The 21,392-nt window shown below is 68.0% G+C and carries 16 protein-coding genes; 7 read left to right on the top strand and 9 right to left on the bottom strand.

From position 1 onward, the window contains the following. Nucleotides 1-38: 38 nt before the first annotated feature. The 8 genes from ACWHMB_RS16090 to ugpB form a co-directional block, all read right to left on the bottom strand. Entirely contained in the window at nt 39-869 is an 831-nt protein-coding gene (locus tag ACWHMB_RS16090) for an HpcH/HpaI aldolase/citrate lyase family protein (protein ID WP_377484919.1), read from the bottom strand. A 10-nt stretch (nt 870-879) separates the two neighbouring features. After that, the gene (locus tag ACWHMB_RS16085) at nt 880-2,070 is read right to left on the bottom strand and encodes a CaiB/BaiF CoA transferase family protein (protein ID WP_377484917.1); all 1,191 of its coding nucleotides are present in this window, start codon (nt 2,068-2,070) and stop codon (nt 880-882) included. Nucleotides 2,071-2,103: 33 nt separating this feature from the next. Continuing rightward, nucleotides 2,104-2,964 (bottom strand): FAS1-like dehydratase domain-containing protein, encoded by an 861-nt coding sequence (locus tag ACWHMB_RS16080; protein ID WP_377484915.1) that lies wholly within the window; start codon nt 2,962-2,964, stop codon nt 2,104-2,106. A gap of 355 nt (nt 2,965-3,319) precedes the next feature. Then, nucleotides 3,320-4,351, bottom strand: a complete 1,032-nt coding sequence (locus tag ACWHMB_RS16075) for a zinc-binding dehydrogenase (RefSeq protein WP_377484913.1) — start codon at nt 4,349-4,351, stop codon at nt 3,320-3,322. A 61-nt stretch (nt 4,352-4,412) separates the two neighbouring features. Next, entirely contained in the window at nt 4,413-5,435 is a 1,023-nt protein-coding gene (ugpC, locus tag ACWHMB_RS16070) for a sn-glycerol-3-phosphate ABC transporter ATP-binding protein UgpC (protein ID WP_377484911.1), read from the bottom strand. A gap of 121 nt (nt 5,436-5,556) precedes the next feature. Continuing rightward, nucleotides 5,557-6,411, bottom strand: a complete 855-nt coding sequence (gene ugpE / locus ACWHMB_RS16065) for a sn-glycerol-3-phosphate ABC transporter permease UgpE (RefSeq protein WP_377485072.1) — start codon at nt 6,409-6,411, stop codon at nt 5,557-5,559. A gap of 19 nt (nt 6,412-6,430) precedes the next feature. Then, nucleotides 6,431-7,312, bottom strand: a complete 882-nt coding sequence (ugpA, locus tag ACWHMB_RS16060) for a sn-glycerol-3-phosphate ABC transporter permease UgpA (RefSeq protein WP_377484909.1) — start codon at nt 7,310-7,312, stop codon at nt 6,431-6,433. Nucleotides 7,313-7,472: 160 nt separating this feature from the next. Beyond that, nucleotides 7,473-8,789 carry a sn-glycerol-3-phosphate ABC transporter substrate-binding protein UgpB gene (gene ugpB, locus ACWHMB_RS16055; protein WP_377484907.1) on the bottom strand — a complete coding sequence of 439 codons (1,317 nt, stop codon included), beginning with the start codon at nt 8,787-8,789 and terminating at the stop codon, nt 7,473-7,475. A gap of 277 nt (nt 8,790-9,066) precedes the next feature. Between ugpB and serA the strand changes: the two genes are divergently transcribed. The 3 genes from serA (at nt 9,067) to ACWHMB_RS16040 (ending at nt 15,363) form a co-directional block, all read left to right on the top strand. Then, entirely contained in the window at nt 9,067-10,296 is a 1,230-nt protein-coding gene (serA, locus tag ACWHMB_RS16050; protein ID WP_377484905.1) for a phosphoglycerate dehydrogenase, read from the top strand. A gap of 202 nt (nt 10,297-10,498) precedes the next feature. Further along, the gene (locus ACWHMB_RS16045) at nt 10,499-14,407 is read left to right on the top strand and encodes a DUF3683 domain-containing protein (RefSeq protein ID WP_447648587.1); all 3,909 of its coding nucleotides are present in this window, start codon (nt 10,499-10,501) and stop codon (nt 14,405-14,407) included. Nucleotides 14,408-14,640: 233 nt separating this feature from the next. Further along, nucleotides 14,641-15,363 carry an alpha/beta hydrolase gene (locus ACWHMB_RS16040; protein ID WP_377484901.1) on the top strand — a complete coding sequence of 241 codons (723 nt, stop codon included), beginning with the start codon at nt 14,641-14,643 and terminating at the stop codon, nt 15,361-15,363. Here the strand turns inward: ACWHMB_RS16040 and ACWHMB_RS16035 are convergent. Further along, entirely contained in the window at nt 15,342-16,307 is a 966-nt protein-coding gene (locus tag ACWHMB_RS16035) for a LysR family transcriptional regulator (protein WP_377484899.1), read from the bottom strand. The two genes, ACWHMB_RS16040 and ACWHMB_RS16035, sit on opposite strands and share 22 nt — an antisense overlap. Before the next feature lie 105 nt (nt 16,308-16,412). Between ACWHMB_RS16035 and ACWHMB_RS16030 the strand changes: the two genes are divergently transcribed. The 4 genes from ACWHMB_RS16030 to ACWHMB_RS16015 are packed head-to-tail and all read left to right on the top strand — an operon-like array spanning nt 16,413 to nt 21,341. Continuing rightward, entirely contained in the window at nt 16,413-17,564 is a 1,152-nt protein-coding gene (locus tag ACWHMB_RS16030) for a cupin domain-containing protein (protein WP_377484897.1), read from the top strand. Nucleotides 17,565-17,578: 14 nt separating this feature from the next. Next, nucleotides 17,579-18,550 (top strand): Bug family tripartite tricarboxylate transporter substrate binding protein, encoded by a 972-nt coding sequence (locus ACWHMB_RS16025; protein WP_377484895.1) that lies wholly within the window; start codon nt 17,579-17,581, stop codon nt 18,548-18,550. Nucleotides 18,551-18,555: 5 nt separating this feature from the next. Then, nucleotides 18,556-19,923 (top strand): 2-oxoadipate dioxygenase/decarboxylase HglS, encoded by a 1,368-nt coding sequence (gene hglS, locus ACWHMB_RS16020; RefSeq protein ID WP_377484893.1) that lies wholly within the window; start codon nt 18,556-18,558, stop codon nt 19,921-19,923. Beyond that, entirely contained in the window at nt 19,920-21,341 is a 1,422-nt protein-coding gene (locus ACWHMB_RS16015; protein ID WP_377484891.1) for an FAD-binding oxidoreductase, read from the top strand. The genes hglS and ACWHMB_RS16015 overlap by 4 nt, the downstream gene beginning before the upstream one ends. The last annotated feature ends 51 nt before the right edge of the window (nt 21,342-21,392 follow it).

Here is a 21,392-nt window from a genome sequence, read left to right as displayed (position 1 = left end):
TGTCTCTTTCTGCAGTGGAAGTTGGTGAATGAGGTCTGTCAGTTGCGGGCCAGGGCCAGCGTGCGTTGTGCCTGCAGCACCACGGGCCGGTCGACCATGCGTCCATCGAGGCGGGCGGCGCCGGGCGATGCGGCATCGGCAACCAGGACGCGCTGAGCCCAATCCAGCGCCTCCGCACTCGGACGCAGCGCCGCGTGGATCGGCTGTATCTGGCGTGGGTGGATGCACAGCTTGGCGCCGAAGCCAAATCGTCGAGCCTCCGCAAGATCTGACAGCAAGCGTGCCTCGTCGTCGAGTTGCGGCGTGACGCCTGCTATCGGTGCCGGCAGGCCGGCCAGGCGCGATGCGATCGCGATGCGGCTCGCTGCATAGCCAAGGCCGGAGGCGTCCGTCGAGATGTCCATATCGAGGTCGAGCGCGAAGTCGAGCGTGCCGAACACCAGGCGCTGCACGCCGGCGGCCGCGATGCGGTCCACTTCGGAAACACCGCGTGCACTTTCGATGAGCGCGAAGATTCCCGCATCCGGCAACGCAGCCTGGGTCTCGGCGATCTGCGTGGCCGACTCGGCTTTGGGCAAGAGCACGCTGATCCCGGGCGCGTCGCCCAACGCCGCGAGGTCGGCGGCGAACCAGGGCGAGCCGGCGTCATTGATTCGTACCACGATGCGTGACCGGTCTGCGGGCATTGCACCCTGCAGCCATGTGACGACAGCGCTGCGTGCATGGGCCTTGTCGTCAGTGGCCACGGCGTCCTCGAGGTCGAGCACGACCCTGTCGGCACCGCTGGCCAGCGCCTTGTCGAAACGTCCCGTGCGCGTGCCGGGCACAAAGAGGTAGGTGCGAGCAGGAGGCAGCAATTCGGTGGGCATGACAGCGACCTCAGACGGCTTTGGACATGTGCAGTCCGGCGATCTCGGCTGCGCTGTAGCCGAGCTCGGCCAGGATCGCGTCCGTGTGCTCGCCGAGCGCAGGCACCGGATCCATCCGCGGGCCGGTATCCCAGGTGCCGGGCGGCAGCATGGCGGGCACCGGCCCCACGGCCGTTCCGACCTCGGTCCAACGCCCTCGCGCCGCGAGTTGTGGGTGCGCCCAGACCTCCTTCATGGTGTTGACCTGGGCATTGGCGATCTGCGCGAGTTCGAGTCGCTCGACCACCTGCACGCCAGTCAGCGGCTCGAAGGCGTCCACGATGATCTGGCGCAACGCGACCCGCTCCGCCACGCGGTTGAAGTTGGCGGTGAAGCGTGGATCTTTCGCGAGGTCTGGTTGCTCCAGCACCTTGTCGCAGAAGCTGACCCATTCGCGCTCGTTCTGCAGGCCCAGCATCACCGTGGTTCCGTCGCCGGCCGGGAACGGGCCGTACGGGTAGATCGTCGCGTGGCTGGCGCCGGTGCGCGGCGGCGGCGCGGCTCCTTCGAAGGCGTAGTAGAGCGGGTAGCTGGTCCACTCCGCCAGCGACTCCAGCATCGAGATGTCGATGCGTTGCCCCTTGCCTGTCTGGCCGCGCTGCAACAGCGCGGCGAGGATGTTGCTGTAGGCGTACATGCCGGCGGCGATATCCGCGATCGAAGGGCCCGCCTTGCAGGGCTCTTCGGGCGTGCCAGTCACGGAGACAAAGCCGGCCTCGCTTTGGATCAACAGGTCGTAGGCTTTCTTGTCGCGGTACGGCCCGGGATGGTGCGGGTCGTCGCCGTAGCCGGAAATATCGCAAACGATCAAGCCTGGCTTGGCACCGGAGAGCTTGTCGTAGCCCAGCCCGAGGCGCGTTGCAGCGCCCGGTGCCAGGTTCTGCACGACGACGTCGGCCTTCTCCATGACCAACCGTTCGAGCACCTGGGCTGCATCCGGGTGTTTCACATCGAGCGTGAGGCTTTCCTTGGAACGGTTGGTCCAGACGAAGTGCGATGCCAAGCCGCGAACGCGTTCGTCATAACCGCGGGCAAAGTCGCCCGAACCGGGGCGCTCGATCTTGATGACCCGGGCTCCGAGGTCGGCCAACTGGCGAGTGGCGAAGGGCGCGGCAATCGCGTGCTCCAGCGTGACGACGGTGATGCCCTTGAGTGGCTGCATGAGTTTGTCTCTCTTGATGTTGTGGTCGGGGGGTCAGCGCAGCACTGCGGTGGCGTCCATCGTCAGCCAGCCCTCGTGATCCGAGGCCCAGAGACGGATCGTTTTGCCGTCGGCCTGCGGCTGGCCGCTGACATGGAAGGCGTTCAGGTCGAAAGTCGGGCGCACGGCCTTGAAGCGAAAGGTCGCCACGTCGGCTTTGGGCAGTTGGCGGCGCAGGAGGTCCATCAGCAGTGTCGCGATCAGCGGACCGTGCACGATCAGGCCTGGATAGCCTTCGACCTGCGTCACATACTGGCGGTCGTAGTGGATGCGGTGGCCATTGAAGGTCAGCGCCGAGTAACGGAACAGCAGCACGTCGTCAGGCACGATCTGGCGGCGCCAGGCGGCCTCGGCCGGTGCGGCTTGGGGCGGCGGCACGAGATCGTTCGGTCCCTGGGCTTCGCGGTACACGATGTCGTGGAACTCGACCAGCGCCGGCTCGATGGCCTCGTTGCATCGCACCTCGTGGCGCACCTTCACGAACACGAGCTTGCCGGTGCGGCCTTCCTTGGTCGTGACGTCATCGATGGTCGAGGTTCGCGCGACACGGTCGCCTACGCGAATCGGAGTGCGGAACTCGAACTGGCTGCCGGCCCACATGCGCCGAGGTAGCGGAACTGGCGGAAGGAAGCCGCCGCGCTTGGCATGGCCGTCGGCGCCGATTTCGCTCTGCCGGTGCATCGGCAGGAAGTAGAGCCAATGCCAAAGTGGGGGAAGCGTGGTGCCCGCGATTACCGGCGTCGCCGGATGGTCCAGAGTCGCCGTCAGTGCGACCACGGGGGTTGGGTTGACGGTGTCTTCGATTCTCTCGCTGCGTCCGACCCACGATTGCAGCTGATCTTGCTGTGCGTCCAATGTTGTCTCCTTTGCTGACTGCACCAAGCGGTAGCAGTTCTGGGGAGCAAGTGTGCGACGCAGGCTACGTTAGGGGAATTGCAATGTTTGGTATTATTGATGCACGCAGCGCAATAAATGGCGTGCTCCCCAGTGAGCCGAGAAGGCACGCAAGCACCCTTACTTGAGGCGCACTCGGCATAGTGTCATGTGCTCAAGACTGAACGACCGCTTGCTGGCGCGAAAGGATCGTCAAAACGCGTCCGATCAAGGCGCAAAGCGCAGACGTAGCTCTCGAGCTGCGGCGAGCATTTGCAATGCGGAGCGGGCGGGTTTTGGCGGTCAGGGCGGGCATGATGGGTTCGTTCACACCTTCTTAGTCGATGGTGAGCGCGGTCTTGCCGAACTGCCGGCCCGATTCGAGCAGGCTGAGCGCCGCGTGCACATCATGGAGCGCAAACGTGCGCTCGATCACCGGGCGCAGGCCATGGCGCTGGCAGAAGGCGAGCAGCTGGTGCAGCTCGGCCACGGTGCCCATGGTCGAGCCCAGCACCTTCAGCTGGCGGATGAACAGGCGCCGCAGGTCGGCCCCCGGCTGGTCGCCGCTGGTGGCGCCGCAGGTGACGAGGCGCCCGCCGCGCACCAGCGACTTCATGGCGTGCGCCCACACGGCCTCGCCGACGTTCTCGAACACCACGTCGACGCCGCGTCCGCCGGTGGCGGCCAGCGCGGCCTTGGCGATGTCCTCACGGCTGCTGTCGATCACGTGGTCGGCGCCCAAGGCGCGGGCGCGCTCCAGCTTGTCGGCGTGGCGCGAGGTGACGATGGCGCGCGCGCCCAGCGCCTTGGCGATCTGCAGGCCGGCCAGCGACACGCCGCCGCCGATGCCGAAGATCAGCACCGTCTCCCAGGGCTGCAGGCGCGCCTGCGTGACCAGCATGCGCCAGGCCGTGAGGTGGTTGACGCCCAGGGCCGCGCCTTCGGCGAACGACCAGCCGTCGGGCAGCGGCAGCACATTGCGCGCCGGCACGCTGATGGATTGGGCCAAGGTGCCGTCGCGCTGCTCGCCCAGGATTTGATAGCGCGTGCACAGCACGTCGTCGCCGCGCAGGCAGAACTCGCAGCGCCCGCACGACAGGCCGGGGTGCAGCAGCACGCGCTGGCCGGGCGCCAGCAGGGCCTCGCCCGCGTCCACCTCGTCGACCACGCCGGCGCCGTCCACGCCCAGGATGTGCGGCAGCTGGTGCGTGATGCCGGCGCCGCCGCCGCGCATGTACAGGTCGACGCGGTTGAGCGTGGCGGCGTGCAGGCGCACGCGCACCTCGCCCGCCGCGCGCGCGGGCAGGGGGCGTTCGCCGACGGCGACGACCTCGTTGCCGCCGTGTCCGGTCAGGAAAGCTGCTTTCATGGTCGAATGGGGCGTAGCCCGCTCTGATAAAGCGCCGAAAGCTATCAAATATGTAGTTGCTTCACGAATCCAGGCGCAGCCCGGTGGCCGCGTCGAAGCCGTGGATGCGGTCTTCCAGCGGCTGCACGTGCAGCTGCTGGCCGGGCGCGGGCGGTGCCTCGGTCTCGCTCATGCGCACGATGGTCCAGGGGCCTTGCGTGCCGTTCAGGTGGCCGTAGATCAGGCGTTCGGCGCCCAGCATTTCCACCGTCTGCACGTGCAGCTGCCAGCCGCCCGAGTCGACCACGCGCAGGTGCTCGGGACGGATGCCCAGCAGCGCGCCTTCGCGCACGCCTTCGATGCCGCTGAGCAGGTTCATGGGCGGCGCGCCGATGAAGCCGGCCACGAAGGTGCTGGCCGGGCGGTGGTAGACCTCGTCGGGGGTGCCGAACTGCTCCATGCGGCCGGCGTTCATCACGATCATGCGCTCGGCCAGCGTCATGGCCTCGACCTGGTCGTGGGTGACGAACAGGCTGGTGATGCCCAGCTCGCGGTGCAGCTTCTCGATCTCCAGCCGGGTCTGCGCGCGCAGCTTGGCGTCCAGGTTGGACAGCGGCTCGTCGAACAGAAACACCTGCGGCTGGCGCACGATGGCGCGGCCCATGGCCACGCGCTGGCGCTGCCCGCCCGAGAGCTCGCGCGGCTTGCGCTGCAGCAGGCCGCCCAACTCCAGGATGGCGGCGGCCTTGTCGACCCGGGCGCGGATGTCGCCCTCGGGCACCTTCTTGATCTTCAGCCCGTAGGCCATGTTGTCGAACACGCTCATGTGCGGATACAGGGCGTAGTTCTGGAACACCATGGCGATGTCGCGCTCGGACGGCTCGAGGTCGTTGACCACGCGCTCGCCGATGGAGATTTCGCCTTCGGTGATCTCCTCCAGCCCCGCCACCATGCGCAGCAGGGTGGACTTGCCGCAGCCCGAGGGGCCGACGATGACGACGAACTCGCCGTCGTCGACCTGGGCGCTCACGCCGTGGATGACCTGGTTGGCCTTGGGGCCGCTGCCGTAGCGCTTGACGACGTTGTTGAATTGGATCTGGGCCATAAAAGATCAAATACCGGACGCAGGGGACGCAGAAGTTGCGCAAAGAACGCAGAAAAATTCAAGGTTTCTTTTGCGTCCTTTGCGAATCCTTTGCGTCCTCTGCGTCCGGCTGTTCATGGTTTCATTTCTCCGTGTCCACCAGGCCCTTGACGAACCATTTCTGCATCAGGATGACGACGATGGCCGGCGGCAGCATGGCCAGGATGGCGGTGGCCATCACCACGTTCCACTCGACGTAGATCTCGCCGAAGATGGCGCGCTTGATGCCCAGCACGATCGGGTACATGTCCTCGCTGGTGGTGGCGATCAGCGGCCAGAGGTACTGGTTCCAGCCGTAGATGAACTGGATCACGAACAGGGCGGCCATGCTGGTCTTGGACAGCGGCAGCAGGATGTCCTTGAAAAAGCGCATCGGCCCCGCGCCGTCGATGCGCGCGGCCTCGGCCAGCTCGTCGGGCACCGTCAGGAAGAACTGGCGAAACAGGAAGGTGGCGGTGGCCGAGGCGATCAGCGGCACCGTCATGCCGGCGTAGGTGTTGATCAGGCCCAGGTCGGCCACCACCTGGTAGGTCGGGCCGATGCGCACCTCCACCGGCAGCATCAGGGTGATGAAGATCAGCCAGAACACCAGGCCGCGGAAGGGAAAGCGGAAGTAGACGATGGCAAAGGCCGAGATGATGGAAATGGCGATCTTGCCCAGCGAGATCACCATGGCCACCACGAAGCTCACCCACAGCATGGGCCAGCCGGGCGGAATGGTGGAGCCGCTTTGCGTCTGGCCGCCCATCAGCGCCAGGCGGTAACTTTCGGCGAGGTTGCCGCCCGGCACCAGCGACAGCGGGTTGCTGCTGGCGATCTGGCTGGCCGTTTGCGTGGACATGATGATGGCGATGAACACCGGAAACGCCACCACGGCCACGCCGAGGATCAGCACGGCGTGCGAGACGAAGTCCAGGACGGGGCGGCGCTCGATCATCATGATCTGATGGGCAGGGTCAGTATTGGACTTTTTTCTCGACGAAGCGGAACTGGAACACGGTCAGCAGGATGACCACCGCCATCAACACCGTCGACTGCGCGGCCGAGCCGCCCATGTCCAGCGCCTTGAAGCCGTCGTAGTACACGCGGTAGACCAGGATGGCGGTGTCCCTGCCCGGCCCGCCGTGCGTGGCCGCGTCGACGATGGCGAAGGTGTCGAAAAAGGCGTAGATCACGTTCATCACCAGCAGGAAGAAGGTGGTGGGCGAGAGCAGCGGAAACACGATGGTCCAGAAGCGCCGCCAGGGCGTGGCGCCGTCGATGGTGGCCGCTTCGATGACCGAGCTGGGCACCGACTGCAGCCCGGCCAGGAAGAACAGGAAGTTGTAGGAAATCTGCTTCCATACCGCGGCGATCACGATCAGCGTCATCGCATCGCGGCCGTTGAGCAGGTGGTTCCAGTCGTAGCCCAGCGCCTGCAGCAGGTACGAGATGACGCCCCAGGGCGAGGAAAACATCATCAGCCACAGCACGCCGGCCACCACGGGCGCCACGGCGTAGGGCCAGATCAGCAGCGTGCGGTAGATCAGGGCGCCGCGCACCACGCGGTTGGCCATCACCGCCAGCAGCAGCGCAATGCAGATGCCGAACACCGCCACCAGGATGGAGAACACCGCCGTGGTCTGCGCCGAGGCCAGGTAGCTGGGGTCGTGCCACAGCCGGGCGAAATTGGCCCAGCCGACGAACTCCTGCGTGGTGCCGAAGGCGTCTTCCTGCAGCACGCTTTGGTACAGCGTCTGGGCGGCGGGCCAGAAAAAGAAAACCAACACGATCGCCATCTGCGGGGCCACCAGCAGCCAGGGCAGCCAGGCCGACTTGAAGCGAACGCGTTTTTCCATGGGCTGCGATGGTAGCGTGAACCGCGGGCGCGCCCCAGCTTCATGGGCGGCCCGAAGGCTCCGCTCAAATACTATTCAAATGATAGCTTCTTGCGCAGGATGGGCGGGCGCCAAAGCCCTATTTGGCTTGAAAACTGCTTGGCCGCCCGCCCGCGCGGACTCAGCCGCCGTTGACCTTCTGGAAGCGCACCAGTTGCTCGTTGCCGCGCTTGACGGCCGCGTCCAGCGCCTCCTTGACGGTCTTCTTGCCGGACCAGAGGTTCTCGGTCTCCTCGTCGATGATGGTGCGGATCTGCACGAAGTTGCCCAGCCGGATGCCGCGCGACTTGTCGGTGGTCTTCCGGATCATCTGCTCGACGGCCACCTCGGTGCCGGGGTTCTGCTTGTAGAAGCCCGACTTCTCGGTCAGCTCGTAGGCCGCCTTGGTCACCGGCAGGTAGCCGGTGCGCTGGTGGCTGGCGGCGGCCACCTCGGGCTGCGACAGATAGGCCAGGAACTTGCCCACGCCCTTGTAGTGTTCGGCGTTCTTGCCGGCCATCACCCACAGGCTGGCGCCGCCGATGATGGTGTTTTGCGGCGCGCCGGGCACGTCGGGGTAGTAGGGCAGGGTGCTGATGCCGAAGGCGAACTTGCCGTTGCGCTTGACGTTGGCATACAGGCCCGAGGAGCCGGTCAGCATGGCGCACTCGCCCGACACGTAGGTGGCGTCGGCCGCATTGCCGCGGCCCTTGTAGACGAACAGGCCGTTCTTGGCCATGTTGGCCAGGTTCTCGAAGTGGCGCTGGTGCAGCGGGCTGTTGAACACCAGGCGCGCGCCCAGTCCGCCAAAGCCGTTGTTGAGGGTGGCGAACAGCACGTTGTGCCAGGTCGAGAAGCTCTCCAGCTGCGTCCAGCTGATCCAACTGGTGGTGAAGGGGCACTTGTGGCCGGCGGCCTTGAGCTTGGCGGCGGCCAGCGCCACCTCGGGCCAGGTCTTGGGCGGCTTGTCGGGGTCGAGCCCGGCGGCCTTGAAGGCGTCCTTGTTGTAGTGGAACACCGTGGTCGAGCTGTTGAACGGGAAGCTCAGCATCTGCCCGTTGGGCGCCGTGTAGTAGCCGGCCACGGCCGGGATGTAGGCCTTGGGGTCGAAGCTGACGCCGGCCTGCTTCATCACCTCGGCCACCGGCTTGATGGCGCCCTTGCTGTACATCATGGTGGCCGTGCCGACCTCGAACACCTGCAGGATGTCGGGTGCGTTGCCGGCGCGGAAGGCGGCAATGGCGGCCGTCATCGACTCGTCGTAGCTGCCCTTGAAGGTAGGCACCACCTTGTATTCTTTCTGGCTGGCGTTGAAGTCCTTGGCCAGGTCGTTGACCCACTCGCCCAGGGCGCCGCCCATGGAGTGCCACCACTGGATTTCGGTCTGCGCCTGCGCGGGCCCGGCCAGGCCGAGGGACAGGAGGGCGGCGCCAGCCAGCGCCAGGGATTTGAATCGCATGAGAACTCCTCTGAAGAATTGGATCTGAAATCGGGGCGTTGCCGCCCGTGCATGCGCGGATCGCGGGCTCCATGATGCCGCGCGACTGTGACGTTTTCGCACATCGGCGGGCTGGGCGGCAATCGGGATAACCCGTTCGGGCGCCGCCTGCCCGCGCGCCGCCCCGACAAAGCAGGGAGGCCGCCAAGGATATTGCTGCGGTGCACAATGGCCGGTTTTCGTCGCGCGGCCACCGCCGGCGCGAACCCGTTTCCTGCATTCATCCGACTGAAACCCCATGCCCAAGACCTCGCTGGACAAGAGCAAGATCAAATTTTTGTTGCTGGAGGGCATACACCCCCACGCCGAGGAGGTGCTGCGCGGCGCCGGCTACTCCAACATCGAGCTGCTGCCCAAGGCGCTGGAGGGCGACGAGCTCAGGCGCAAGCTGGCCGACGCGCACTTCGTGGGCATTCGCTCGCGCACCCAGCTGACGGCCGAGGTGCTGGCGCACGCGCCCAAGCTGGTGGCCATCGGCGCCTTTTGCATCGGCACCAACCAGATCGATCTGAAGGCAGCCAGCGAGCGCGGCATCGCGGTGTTCAACGCGCCGTATTCCAACACCCGCTCGGTGGCCGAGCTGGTGCTGGCCGAGGCCATCCTGCTGCTGCGCGGCATTCCGGCGCGCAACGCGGCGGCGCACCGCGGCGGCTGGCTCAAGAGCGCCGACAACGCGCACGAGATTCGCGGCAAGACGCTGGGCATCGTCGGCTACGGCTCCATCGGCACGCAGCTGTCGGTGCTGGCCGAGGGGCTGGGCATGCACGTCATCTTCTACGACGTGGTCAACAAGCTGCCGCTGGGCAACGCGCGCCAGGTGCACAGCCTGCAGGAGCTGCTGCGCGAGGCCGACGTGGTCAGCCTGCACGTGCCGCAGCTGCCGTCCACGCAATGGATGATCGGCGCCGCCGAGATCGCCGCGCTCAAGCCCGGCGGCATTCTGATCAACGCCGCGCGCGGCACCGTGGTCGAGATCGAGCCGCTGGCCGCCGCGCTGAAGGCCGGCAAGCTGGCCGGCGCGGCGATCGACGTCTTTCCGACCGAACCCAAGAGCAACAAGGACGAGTTCGTCTCGCCGCTGCGCGGGCTGGACCACGTGATCCTGACGCCGCACATCGGCGGCTCCACGCTGGAGGCGCAGGCCAACATCGGGCTGGAGGTGGCCGAGAAGCTGGCCAAGTACAGCGACAACGGCAGCACCATCACCTCGGTCAACTTCCCCGAGGTGGCGCTGCCCGCGCACCCGGGCAAGCACCGCATCCTGCACGTGCACCAGAACGTGCCGGGCGTGCTCTCGCGCATCAACCACGTGTTCTCGGACAACCACATCAACATCGCCGCGCAGCACCTGCAGACCAACGAGAGCATCGGCTACGTGGTGATCGACCTGGACGCCGCCTCGTCCGACGTGGCGCTGCAGCACCTGGCCGAAATCCCGGGCACCATTCGCTGTCGCGTGTTGTTCTGATCCCGTAGTGCCGCAGTCTCGGGGTAGGCTGGATTGAGGCACGAAACCCAGCAAGCGCGCTGATGCTGGGTCTCGACCCGGCCTACGCAGTCTGGCGGTCATATTGACCGTGAAACGCCGGTATTGAGCGCCGCGTCGCCTAAAATCACCGGCCCCGAGCTTGCGGGCCGACGCCGATCGGCTCCGCCCCAGGTGTGAGCCGATGAATGCCCCGATGACGCCCGCGCAGGCCGCCTTGCCTGCCGCCGAGCCCGCGCGACTGCGCGAGATTCCGTACAACTACACCAGCTTTTCCGACCGCGAGATCGTGCTGCGCCTGCTGGGCGCGCGCGCCTGGGAGTTGCTGCAGGGCCTGCGCGGCGAGCGCCACACCGGCCGCTCGGCGCGCATGCTGTACGAGGTGCTGGGCGACATCTGGGTGGTGCGGCGCAACCCCTATCTGCAGGACGATTTGCTGGACAGCCCCAAGCGCCGGCGCCTGCTGGTGCAGGCGCTGCGCCACCGCCTGGCCGAGATCGACAAGCGCCGTCATCCCGAGGATGACGCGGCGCGCGATGCGCAGGTGGGTGATTTGCTCGCCGCTGCGCACCGGGTGGTCGACGCCTTCGACCGCTCGTTCGACAAGGTGGCCGAGCTGCGCCGGCGCGCCGCGCGGTCCTTAAGCCGCCACACGCACAAGGACAACATCAAGTTCGACGGCCTGTCGCGCGTCAGCCATGTGACCGACGCCACCGACTGGCGGGTGGAGTTTCCGCTCGTCGTCCTCACGCCCGACACCGAGGCCGAGATGGCCGCCCTGGTGGCCGGCTGCATCGAACTGGGCCTGACCATCATCCCGCGCGGCGGTGGCACGGGCTACACCGGCGGCGCGATTGCGCTGGACTGGAAGAGCGCCGTCATCAACACCGAAAAGCTGCTGGGCATGGGCGCGGTCGAGCGCGTGCGCCTGCCCGGGCTCGATCACGAGGTGGCCACGATCTGGACCGAGGCCGGCGTGGTGACCCAGCGCGTGGCCGACGCGGCCGAGGACGCGGGCCTGGTGTTCGCCGTCGATCCGACCAGCGCCGAGGCCAGCTGCATTGGCGGCAACATCGCCATGAACGCCGGCGGCAAGAAGGCCGTGCTGTGGGGCACGGCGCTGGACAATCTGGCCAGCTGGCGCATGGTCACGCCCGAGGGCACCTGGCTGGAGGTCACGCGCCTGAATCACAACCTGGGCAAGATTCATGATGCCGAGCGGGCGAGCTTCGAGCTGAAATACTTCGACGCCAGCGGCAAGCAGTTGCAGCGGACCGAGCAGCTCGACATTCCCGGCGCGCAGTTTCGCAAGACCGGGCTGGGCAAGGATGTGACCGACAAGTTCCTGGCCGGCCTGCCGGGCGTGCAGAAGGAGGGCTGCGACGGCCTGATCACCAGCGCGCGCTGGGTGCTGCACCGTATGCCCGAGCACACGCGCACCGTGTGCCTCGAATTCTTCGGCCACGCCAAGGATGCGGTGCCCAGCATCGTCGAGATCAAGGACTTCATGTTCGCCGAGCAAAAGCGAACCGGAACCCTGCTGGCCGGCCTGGAGCACCTGGACGACCGCTACCTGCGCGCCGTCGGCTACAGCACCAAGTCCAAGCGCGGCGGCCTGCCCAAGATGGTGCTGGTGGGCGACATCGCCGGTGACGACGCCGACGCTGTGGCGCGCGCCACCAGCGAGGTGGTGCGCATCGCCAACTCGCGCGCGGGCGAGGGCTTCATCGCCGTGGCGGCCGACGCGCGCAAGAAGTTCTGGGCCGACCGCAAGAAGACGGCCGCCATCAGCCGCCACACCAACGCCTTCAAGATCAACGAGGACGTGGTGATTCCGCTGCCGCGCATGGCCGAATACACCGACGGCATCGAGCGCATCAACATCGAGCTGTCGCTGCGCAACAAGATCGAGCTGGCCGATGCGCTGGAGGCCTTCTTGCAAGGCGGCAAGCTGCCCCTGGGCCCGGCCAGTGCCGAGCCGCCGCCGCCCGAGCTGCTGCAGGAAAAGGTGGAGCTGGCGCTGGACGTGGTGCGCCAGGCGCGCACGCTGTGGCAGGGCTGGTTGCGCGACGTGGAGCGCCTGTTTCCGCAGTTGCAGGACCACAGCCTGCGCGCCAGCTGGAAGACCCAGATCCGCGCGCCGCTGCAAGGCATCTTCATCGGCAGCGACTTCGAGCCGCTGCTGGCCGCGCTGGGCGAGATCCAGCAGCGCGTGCTCAAGGGCCGCGTGTGGATCGCCCTGCACATGCACGCGGGCGACGGCAACGTGCACACCAACATACCGGTGCACAGCGACAACTACGCCATGCTGCAAACCGCGCACCGGGCGGTGGACCGCGTGATGGCGCTGGCGCGCGGCCTGGATGGCGTGATCAGCGGCGAGCACGGCATCGGCATCACCAAGCTGCAGTACCTCAGCGACGCCGAGCTGGCGCCGTTTGCCGACTACAAGCGCCGCGTCGACCCCGAAGGGCGCTTCAATCGGGGCAAGTTGCTGCGAAATGCGGAGCTGCCAGCGCAAGGTGGACGGGCGCTGGCGGCCGAATCCGTTGAAAAGGTCAGCTTGCGCGCCGACCTGACCAATGCCTACACGCCCAGCTTCGGCCTGATGGGGCACGAGTCGCTGCTGCTGCAGCAAAGCGACCTGGGCGCCATCGCCGACAGCATCAAGGACTGCCTGCGCTGCGGCAAGTGCAAGCCCGACTGCAGCACCCACGTGCCGCGCGCCAACCTGCTGTACAGCCCGCGCAACAAGATCCTGGCCACCTCGCTGTTGATCGAGGCCTTTCTGTACGAGGAGCAGACGCGCCGCGGCGTCAGCCTGCAGCACTGGGCCGAGTTCGAGGACGTGGCCGACCACTGCACCGTGTGCCACCGCTGTCTGGCGCCGTGCCCGGTCAAGATCGACTTCGGCGACGTGACCATGGCCATGCGCAACCTGCTGCGCAAGATGGGCCAGCAGAGCTTTCGCCCCGGCAAGGCCGCGGCCATGGCGTTCCTGAATGCCACCGAGCCGCGCGTCATCAACGCCACGCGGGCGCTGATGACGGGCGTGGCCTTTCCGGCCCAGCGTGCGGTGGTCGATCTGCTGAAGGTGGCCGGCCGCGCGCAGACCGCGCACCCGCCCGCCACCGTGGGGCCGGCGCCCGTGCGCGAGCAGATCATCCACTTCGTCAACAAGAAGATGCCCGGCGGCCTGCCCAAGAAGACGGCGCGCGCGCTGCTGGACATCGAGGACCGCGCCTACGTGCCGGTCATCCGCGACCCGCGGGCGACCACGACCGACAGCGAGGCGGTGTTCTACTTTCCGGGCTGCGGCTCCGAGCGCCTGTTCAGCCAGGTCGGCCTGGCCACGCAGGCCATGCTGTGGCATGCCGGCGTGCAGACCGTGCTGCCGCCGGGCTACGTGTGCTGCGGCTATCCGCAGCGCGGCAGCGGCCAGTTCGATGCCGCCGAGAAAATGATCACCGACAACCGCGTGCTGCTGCACCGGGTGGCCACCACGCTGAACTACCTGGACATCAAGACCGTGGTGGTCAGCTGCGGCACCTGCTACGACCAGCTGGCCGACTACCGCTTCGAGCAGATCTTTCCGGGCTGCCGCATCGTCGACATCCACGAATACCTGCTTGAAAAGGGCATCACCCTGCCGGCGGCCCAGCAGGGCGCCTACCTGTACCACCAGCCCTGCCACGACCCGATGAAGCAGCAGGATTCGCTGAAAACCGTCAAGGCGCTGGTCGGCGCGCAGGTCGTCAAGAGCGAGCGCTGCTGCGGCGAGTCGGGCACGCTGGGCGTCACGCGGCCGGACATCGCTACCCAGGTGCGCTATCGCAAGGAGCAGGAGATCAAGAAGGGCGAGACCCAGCTACGCGCCAGCGGCGCCGTGGCCGACAAGGCCAACGTCAAGATATTGACGAGCTGCCCCAGCTGCCTGCAAGGTCTCAAGCGCTACGAGGACGACCTGACGAATGGCCTGCTGGAGGCCGACTACATCGTCATCGAGATGGCGCGCCACATCCTGGGCGAAAGCTGGCTGCCCGACTACGTGGCGCGCGCCAACGCGGGCGGCATCGAGCGGGTGCTGGTTTGATGACTATGCAATTGATAGCTGCTGACGCTTGATGGGCGGGCGCTGCAGCCTGATTTGACCTTGAATCGCGTGCTTGCCGTCCTGGCGGGCGCTTCGTCAAGGCGCGACGTGCGGGCCATGGCGCCCGAGCGCCATCGACATTTCCTGATCCCGGCATCGCGCGGCCGCCATGGCCTCAGGCCTTCCGGTCTGCTTGAATGCGCGCTGGCTTCTTGTCCGTCCTTGAATCACCCATGCCCACTCATCCTCTTCCCACGCCGCAAGCCTTGAACGTCGTCGCCCACGGGCAACCGGTGCCCACGCTGACCTGGACGCCCGCGGGCGATTGCCGGGGCGTCGTCCTGGCGCTGCACGGCGGCAGCGGCCACAAGGCGTCGCCCGCCATCCTGGCGATCGCGCAGGCCTGTCTGGCCGTCGACCTGGCCGTGCTGGCCATCGACGGCCCCGTGCACGGCGAGCGCTCCGTCGACGGCAATCTCGACCCCACCGTTTCCAAGCAGCGCTTTCGCGATGCCTGGCGCGCGGGGGTGGGCCGCTTCAGCGTGGCGCAGGACATGAAGGCGGCGCTGGACGTCTTTCTGGCCCAGCCGGGGCACCGCGATCTGCCGGTGGGCTACATCGGCGTCTCCATGGGCACGGCCTATGGCATCCCCCTGCTCGCGGACGAGCCGCGCATCCGGGCGGCGGCCATCGGCCTGTGGAGCACCACCTACCCGGCCAGCGAGCACCTGGCCGAGCAGGCGCGCCGCATCCGCTGCCCGGTGTGGTTCACCCAGCAGTGGAGCGACGAGGCCTTCGACCGCCAGGCCACCCAGGACCTGTTCGACGCCGTCGGCTCGCCCGACAAGCGGCTGGTGGCCTACCCGGGCGGACACCGGGAGCTGGAAGGCGAGCGACTGCAGGACGCCGTTCGCTTCGTGGCCGGGCGCCTGCTTCAGGCCGGATCGCCGAGCTGAGCGGCGGCCCCCGCGGGGGGCTGCTCGAAGGCGTGCGCGATTTCCGTCAGGGTGCGGCGCAGCCACTGGTGCGCCGGGTCGCCGTGCATGCGTTCGTGCCACAGGGCGGTCACGTCGGCCTGCGGAATCTCGAACGGCAGCCGCAGCAGCTGCAGCGGAAGGGTCTCGCGCGCATGCAGGGCCAGCGGTTCCGGAACGACGGCCAGCAGGTTGGATTGGCCCACGACACCCGGCAGCAGCGTGATGCTGGAGACCCGCAAGGCGATCCGGCGGCTGTGGCCGAGCTGCTCCAGCACCTCGTCGACCATGACCTCCATCGTCGCCTGCGGCACCGGCGGCGCACCCCAGGCCGCATGGGCTTCCTCGGCGAACTGCCGCAGCGTGAGCCTGGCCTGCACCCGTGGATGCTGGTCCCGGGCGATGCAGATCAGGCGCTGCGGATACAGCAGCACCTGCCGCAGGTCGCGCGGGGGGTTGCGCACGAAGGCCAGCGCCAGGTCGACATCGCCGTCGCGCAGGTATTCCGCCACGCGGCGCACGTCGCCCGGGGTGACGGTGAACTGCATTTGCGGGGCGAGCCGGCCGGCGCGCTCCATCAGCTGCGGCAGCAGCACGCGCGAGATGCCGTCGGACGCCATGATCCGCAAGCGGGCCCGCGACGCCGCGGGATCGAAGCGATCGCCTCCCGGCCCGCGGCCTTCGATCAGGTTCGACACGTCGCGGATGCGCCGCACCAGCTCCACCGCGCGCAGCGTGGGCGCCATGCCGGTGGAGGTCTTCACCAGCAGCGGATCCTTGCAAACCTCGCGCAGCTTGGCCAGCGCCGTGGACATGGCCGGCTGGCCGATCCCCATGCGTTCGGCCGCCCGGGTGACGTGCCGCTCCTCGACCAGCGCTTCGAGGTAGAGCAGGTGCTGGAAACTGAGGTGCTGGGCCGAAGTCATCGAACGATTATCGGCGCTCGCCTATGGCGCTATCGCCCTCGTGCCATGGCCGCGCGATCGCAAACGAAGTCCAATGGCGCCTTCGCTCACAGGAGACACCGACCCATGACCCCGTCCCAACCCGCAGCCGTGACCGCCCGCCCGGGCGCCCTCAGCCAGCAGCAGATGCTTGGCCAGCTGATCACCTTTCCCGCCTATCGCACCCCTCCCGAAGCACCAGCGCGGCGCTTCGAGGCCGAGGTTCGCCGCCTGTGGGGCGGCCGCCTCACGCCCATGATGGCCAGCGCCGACACGTCTGGCCGCTACGCGCTGGCGCCCCTGGCGTGCCCCGCGACGGCCTGCACCGGCGCGCTGGAACTGGCCGCAGGCGCCCATTCCGAGCCGTGGCGCAACCCCGATGCCATCGAATGCCTGGTGTGCGTCGAAGGCAGCGTGGAGGTGCGCTATGGCCCCGAGCTCGACCGCGCTATCACGCTGGGCCGGTTCGACATGCTGTCGCTGCCCGAGGGCGTGCGCCACCAGCTGCGCAACGCCGGTGCCGGCGTGGCGCGCGTGGTGTCGGTGCTGAGCATCGCGCCCGCTGCCCGCTACGACGCCGTGTTCGACCAGGCACTGGCCGCGCAGGTGCCGGCCGAAGCCCAGTCGGCGCTGGGCCTGCGCTTCGATGCCGAGCGCGGAGCGGCCATCGACACCGCCGTGATCGAAGGCCGCGTGACCCGCTTCGAGAAGCTGGTGCCCTACAAGAAAGACCTGAACCGCACCGGCGGCTTGCCCGCCGAGGCCACCGAGTCGCTGTCGGCCGGCAACGTCTACCCGCTGATCGTGCCCGAGGGTCATGTGGGCCGGTCGCGCACCGCGCCGATGTACGGCAACCAGGGCCTGTACATCTCCATCGCCGAGTGCAAGACCGGCGATGACGGCCCGCCGCCGCACGCCCACACCGACACGCAGGAAAGCTTTTTCGTGCTCGACGGCGCCTTCGACATGTGCACCGGCTTCGACAACGAGAGCGGGGTGAAGACCCAGGCGGGTGACCTCATCGCCATGCCCAGCAACGTGATGCGTTCCTTCCGCAACACCACCGACCAGCCGGCGCGTCTGCTGGTCATCATCCAGGGGCCGGATCGCATGAACGACACCGTGTTCTTCTCGCGTCGCGTCGGCGAAGGGCTGGCACGCCGCTTCGGCGAAAACGCCATTGCCGAATACGCCAAGATCAAGATGACCTTCGACGCCGAACAGCGGCTGGGCGTGTGAGGGCAATGACCGTGATGAACAAGCGACTCGTTCTGCGCGCCGGCGCGATCTCCGCCCTGGCCCTGCTCGCCGCACCCGGCTTCGCCCAGGACCCCTTTCCCAGCCGTCCGATCAAGATGATCGTCCCGGCGGCTGCCGGTGGCAGCACCGACATCGGTGCGCGCCTGATCTCCAAGCTCATGGGACAGGCCCTGGGCGAACCGGTGGTGGTGGACAACCGGGGTGGCGCCGGCGGGCGCATCGGCCCGGCCGAAGTGGCCCGCGCGCAGGCCGACGGCTACACGCTGCTGTACGGCAACAACATCGGCCAGGCCCTGCTGCCGGCGGTGGTGAAGTCGCTGGCCTATGACCCGCTGAAAAACTTTGTGCCGGTGGGTGGCGCCTTCTGGTACTCGACGCTGATCGTGTGCAATCCCAAGGTGCCGTTCAACGACGTCAAGGGCATGATCGACTACGCCAAGAAGTCGCCCGGCAAGCTCAACATCGCCACCGCCGGGCCGGGCAGCGGCAACCACTTCAGCAGCGCGCTGATTGGTTCCATGGCCGGAATCGAGGTCACGCACGTGCCGTACAAGGGCAACGCCCCGGCGGTGCAGGACGTGATGGCGGGCCAGGCCGATTGCATCCACATCGGCGAGGCCAAGCCCTACCTGGACTCTGGCAAGCTCAAGGCCATCGCGACCACCGGCCTCAAGCGCGATCCGCGCTTTCCCAACCTGCCCACGGTGGACGAGGCCGGCCTGAAGGGTTTCGACGCCACCTGGTGGCAGGGTGTCTTCGCGCCCGCCGGTACGCCGCCGGACGTGATGGCCAAGCTCACGGCGGCGCTGCGCAAGGCGGTGGACGATCCCAGCGTCAAGACGACCATGTTCGATTCGGGCTTCGTGCCTTCGTTCATGACGCCAGACGAGGTCAATGCCCGCATCAAGAGCGACATGGTCAGTTTCAAGAAGATCGCGACCGACGCCAAGATCGAGATCCAATGATGCCCATGCCTGCAGACGACATCCGCGCGCTGTTCTCGCGCGCGATGTCCGACATGTACCGATCGGAGGTGCCGCAGTACGGCCTGTTGTGCGAACTGGTGGCGCGCGTCAATGCGCAGGCCATGGAGCGCGATCCCGCCCTGGCCGCGCGCCTGCAAGGCGAGAGGCAACTGGAGCGACTGGACGTGGAGCGCCACGGCGCCATCCGCGTCGGCACCGCGCAGGAGTTGGCCACCCTGCGCCGCCTGTTCGCGGTGATGGGCATGCAGCCGGTGGGCTACTACGATCTTTCGCCGGCGGGGATCCCGGTGCATTCCACCGCGTTCCGGCCGGTCGACGAGGCAGCGCTGGCGCGCAACCCGTTTCGAGTCTTTACCTCGCTGCTGCGCCTGGAACTGCTGGCCGACGCGGGGCTGCGCGACGAGGCGGCTCGCATCCTGGCGAAGCGCCGCATCTTCACGCCGCGCTGCCTGGCCTTGATCGAGCAGGCCGAGCAGGCCGGGGGCCTGGACGAGGCGCAGGCGCGGGAGTTCGTCGCGCAGGCGCTGGAAACCTTCCGCTGGCACAGCGAGGCGACCGTGGACCTGCCCACCTACCAGCGGCTGCGCGGCGCGCACGCGCTGGTGGCCGACATCGTCTGCTTCAAGGGCCCGCACATCAACCACCTGACGCCGCGCACGCTGGACATCGACGCGGCGCAACAGGCCATGCGCCAGGCCGGCCTGGCCGCCAAGGAGGTGGTCGAAGGGCCGCCCCGGCGCGACGTGCCGATCCTGCTGCGCCAGACCAGTTTTCTCGCCTTGGAGGAGTCGATCCGCTTCACGGGCGGACCGGGCGCGGGCGGAACTCACACGGCGCGTTTCGGCGAGATCGAGCAGCGCGGCTGCGCGCTCACGCGCAAGGGCCGCGCGCTGTACGACACGCTGCTGGCCGAGGCGCAGGCACGCGCCGCCACGGGCAGCCCGCTGGCCGAGGCCATGGCCGAGGGCTTCAGGCGCTTTCCGGACGACGCCGCCACGCTGCAGCGCGAGGGGCTGGCCTTCTTTCGCTACGCGGTGGACGCCGACCGCCTGCGCCGGGCGCCGCCGCCACCGGGGGCTGATTTGGCTGCGCTGGTGGCCGGCGGCTGGCTGCAGCCGCAGCCGATCACGTATGAAGACTTTCTGCCGGTGAGCGCCGCCGGAATCTTTCGCTCCAACTTGGGAGCCGAGGTGCGCGAGCGCTTCGACCAGCAGGGCAACCAGGTGGCCTTCGAGTCCGCGCTGGGCACGGCCGTCATCGACGAGATCGCGCTGTACGAGACCGCCCAGGCCGCTTCGCTGGCCGCTTGCATGCGCGTGCTGCATCAGGGTGCGGCGGCCTTGAGCGCATGACGCTCGAGTCCCCCGTGCAGGACAGCCTGGCCGCGCGGCTGACGCAGCGGCTGGGGCCGCGTGGCGTGCTGCTGCAGGCCGCGGAGCGTGCACCCTACGAGGCCTCGGCTCGCCACGCCGGCGGGCGTGCCCGCGGCGTTCTGCGGCCAGCCGACGCGCAGGAGCTGGCGTGGACGCTGAAAGAGCTGGTCACCGCGGGTGCGCACGTGGTGACGCAGGGCGCGGCCACCGGGCTGGTGGGCGGGGCCACGCCCACGACCGACGGTAGCCAGTGGGTGCTGTCCACACAGCGCCTGCGCGACGTGCTGAGCATCGATCCGGTGAACCGCAGCGCCACGGTGGCGGCCGGCTTTCGCCTGTCGGAGCTGAACCGCGCGGCGGCCGAGCACGGCCTGTCCTTGCCGATCGACCTGGGCGCCGACCCGACCCTCGGCGGCATGGTTGCCACCAACACCGGCGGCGCGCGGCTGATTCGCTTTGGCGGCGCGCGGGAAAACCTGCTGGGCGTGGAAGCGGTGCTGGCGCACCCGGCGGGTCAAAGGGTCGGCTCCAGCCGCGCCCTGCGCAAGAACAACACCGGGCTGGACTGGGCGCAGCTGCTGTGCGGCACTTTCGGCGCCTTCGGCGTCGTCACCCGAGCCACGGTCCGGCTGCACTCGATCCAGCAGCAAAGCGCCACGGCCCTGGTCGCCGTCGACTCCGTGGAAGCCGCGATCGAGATGGTCTGCGACCTCGAACAGGCGATGGGCGAGTTCGTCAGCGCTTTCGAAGGCCTGTCGCGCGGAGCGCTGCAGGCGGTGGCTCGCCACCAGGGCGGCGTGTTGCCCTTCGCCGACGTGCCGGCCTATGCGGTGCTGATGGAAGTGTCCAGCGCCGTGCCGCCGGGGTGCGGGCTGGATCTGGAAGCCATGCTGATGGCCTGGCTGGAGCAGCACCTGGCGCAGGGCCGCATCGTCGACGCCGTGATCGACAAGCCGGCGCAGCTGTGGCGCATCCGTCACGCGATCAGCGAAGCCGTGCAGTCGCTGGGTCGCATGGTGGCCTTCGATCTGTCAGTGGCCCGTTCGGCCTTCGCGCCCTTTCGGGCGCGGGCGCTGAGCTTGATCGATGAGTTGCTGCCGGCGGCCAGCGTGTGCGACTTCGGCCACCTGGGCGACGGCGGCGTGCACCTGAACATGGTGGTGCCGCAGGATACCCCGGCCGACGCCATCGGACGCCTGCGCGATGCGATCTACGACGCCGTGGTGCGCGAGTTTGGCGGCAGCTTCAGTGCCGAGCATGGGGTGGGACCGTACAACCAGGCGTATTACCACCGCTGCAGCGAACCGGCCATGCAGGCCATGGCCGGCGTGCTGCAGCGGCAACTGGACACGGCGCGGGTGCTGGGCAACGTCTGGCTGGGCGAGGCGGGCATTTGAGGCTGGGTCAGCGCCTCTTGCGCGGCGCGGCCACTGAATTGCGCAGCGCCA

It is taken from the genome of Ottowia pentelensis (genome assembly GCF_964341695.1).
The sequence above is the reverse complement of the archived record's forward strand: the minus strand, read 5'-3'. Positions and strand labels throughout refer to the sequence as shown.